This is a genomic window from Deinococcus pimensis DSM 21231, from assembly GCF_000519345.1.
Lineage (GTDB): Bacteria > Deinococcota > Deinococci > Deinococcales > Deinococcaceae > Deinococcus_A > Deinococcus_A pimensis.
On record NZ_KI912678.1, the window covers coordinates 10994 to 13134 of the forward strand.

Annotated in this window: 2 protein-coding genes and 1 pseudogene; all 3 read left to right on the forward strand. The window is 72.0% G+C overall.

Going from position 1 to position 2141, the window contains the following annotated elements; all coding sequences use genetic code 11:
- Positions 1 to 184, forward strand: a pseudogene (locus DEIPI_RS40720) (hypothetical protein); the annotation flags it as partial.
- A 9-nt stretch (positions 185 to 193) separates the two neighbouring features.
- Positions 194 to 1447, forward strand: a complete 1254-nt coding sequence (gene trpB, locus DEIPI_RS0126400) for a tryptophan synthase subunit beta (protein WP_045235276.1) — start codon at positions 194 to 196, stop codon at positions 1445 to 1447.
- The coding region (trpA, locus tag DEIPI_RS0126405; protein WP_027483763.1) for a tryptophan synthase subunit alpha at positions 1444 to 2141 on the forward strand (698 nt) is incomplete at its 3' end. The genes trpB and trpA, both read left to right, overlap by 4 nt.

Genomic DNA, 2141 nt, shown 5'->3' on the forward strand with positions numbered 1-2141 from the left:
GCCGGGCGTGCGGGACCTGCGCGAGTCGGGCGCGTCCCCGGGCGCGGTGGTGGCGGACCTCGCGCGGTCGCTCGGCTGGGACGTCCCGGACGAGGTGAGCCCGGAGGACCTGCTGGGGGCCTGGCCACAAAACCTAGACAAGTTGTCTAGATATTTGATCCACGACCCCTTCGAAAGTCGCTAGCCTGTGGTCATGACCATTCAGCGCTACCCCCAGCCCGACGGGCGAGGCCGCTTCGGCGACTTCGGCGGGCGCTACGTCCCCGAGACGCTGATCCCCGCCCTCGACGAGCTCGCCCGCGCCTACGACGAGGCCCGCGAGGACCCCGCCTTCCTCGCGGAGCTCGACCACTACCTGCGCGAGTACGTCGGCCGACCCAGCGGCCTCTACCTCGCCCGCAACCTCACCGCGCAGCTCGGCGGCGCGAAGATCTACTTCAAGCGCGAGGACCTCAACCACACGGGCGCCCACAAGATCAACAACACCATCGGGCAGGCCCTGCTCGCGCGGCGCATGGGCAAGAAGCGCATCATCGCGGAGACCGGCGCGGGTCAGCACGGCGTCGCGACCGCCACCGCCTGCGCGCTCTTCAACCTGGACTGCGTCGTGTACATGGGCGCGGAGGACATCCGCCGCCAGAGCCTCAACGTGTTCCGCATGAAGCTCCTCGGCGCGGAGGTCCGCGAGGTCACGAGCGGCACCGCCACCCTCAAGGACGCCACCAACGAGGCCATCCGCGACTGGGTCACGAACGTCCGCGACAGCTTCTACATCCTCGGCAGCGTCGTCGGGCCGCACCCGTACCCCGCGATGGTCCGCGACTTCCAGTCCGTCATCGGCGAGGAGACCAAGCGCCAGCTCCTGGAGCGCGAGGGCCGCGAGGTCCCGGACGCCGTCGTCGCCTGCGTGGGCGGCGGCAGCAACGCCATCGGCCTCTTCGCGCCCTTCGCGTACCTCCCCGAGGACCAGCGTCCGCGCCTCATCGGCGTGGAGGCCGCCGGGGAGGGCGTGGACACGGGCCGTCACGCCGCGAGCGTCTCGGGCGGGAAGATCGGCGTGCTGCACGGCGCGAAGATGTACCTGCTCTTCGACGAGGACGGCCAGATCGTGCCCGCGCACAGCGTCTCGGCGGGCCTCGACTACCCCGGCATCGGCCCGGAGCACTCCTGGTACGCGCAGTCGGGCGTGGCGGAGTACGTGCCCGTCACGGACGACGAGGCCCTCGCGGCCTTCCGCGCCTTCAGCCGCGCCGAGGGCATCATTCCCGCGCTGGAGACGGCGCACGCGATCGCGCACGTCATGAAGCTCGCGCCGACCATGCGTCCGGATCAGATCGTCGTGGTGAACCTGTCGGGCCGCGGCGACAAGGACGCGACGGAGGCGATGCGTCTCCTCGCGCGTGAGGTGGACTTCGAGGAGCGTCACGCGGGGGAGGTGCGCGCGTGACCGTCGCCGAGAAGAACCGCATCCATGACGCCTTCGCGCGCGCGAAACGTGAGGGCCGCGCGGCGTTCGTGGCGTACCTCCCGGCGGGCTACCCGGACCACGCGGGCTTCCTGCGCGAGGCGGCCACGCTGCTGGAGCACGCGGACCTGCTGGAGATCGGCCTGCCGTACTCCGATCCCCTGGGGGACGGCCCCACGATCCAGAAGGCGAGCGAGCAGGCGCTGCGCGGCGGCGCCACGATCCGCTCCACCTTCGAGTCGGCGCGCGCGCTGCGCGAGCGGACCGAGAAGCCTCTCGTGATCATGACGTACTACAACCCGATCCTCGCGTGGGGAGAGGAGCGCTTCGTCCGTGACGCCCTCGCGGCGGGCGTGGACGGCCTGATCCTGCCGGACCTCCCGCCGGACGAGGCGGGCTCGCTGCGCGAGCTCGCGGCGCGGCACGGGCTGCGCCTGACGTTCCTGATCGCGCCGACGAGCACGCCGGAACGCATCCGGATCGTCGCGGAGGCCACGACGGGCTTCCTGTACGCGGTGAGCGTGACGGGCGTGACGGGCGCCCGCGCGGGCGACGCGCTGCACGAGGTGCCCGCGATGCTGGAGCTCGCGCGGCGTCACACGGACCTGCCGATCGCGGTGGGTTTCGGCGTGGCGGGCCGGGAGAGCGCGCACGCGGTGGCGCTCGTCGCGGACGG

What these genes read in the sequence shown, in the direction of transcription:
- trpB (WP_045235276.1), top strand. Translation starts at nt 194, where the DNA reads ATGACCATTCAGCGCTACCCCCAGCCCGACGGGCGAGGCCGCTTCGGC.